Here is a 307-nt window from a genome sequence, read left to right on the forward strand (position 1 = left end):
CACATTTGGAATGGTATTGAATGAGGTGAAGAGTTATGAAATTACGTGCGAACCGTGTGGGCGAGCAAATGAAAAAAGAATTAGGCGACATTATCAGTCGTAAAATTAAAGACCCACGTATTGGATTTGTTACAGTAACAGATGTACAAGTGAGTGGAGATTTACAAATTGCTAAAGTATACATTTCTGTTTTAGGTGACGAAGAACAGAAAGAAAATACATTAAAAGGTTTAGCGAAGGCAAAAGGCTTTATTCGTTCAGAAATTGGCCAACGTATTCGTCTTCGTAAAACACCAGAAATTACCTT

Annotated in this window: 1 protein-coding gene; it reads left to right on the forward strand. The window is 36.2% G+C overall.

Annotated elements, in window-relative coordinates; all coding sequences use genetic code 11:
* Window positions 1-35: 35 nt before the first annotated feature.
* Window positions 36-307 (forward strand): 30S ribosome-binding factor RbfA (gene rbfA, locus SB775_RS28520; RefSeq protein ID WP_410864544.1); only part of this gene is annotated, 272 nt, incomplete at its 3' end.

It is taken from the genome of Peribacillus sp. SIMBA_075, assembly GCF_046534585.1.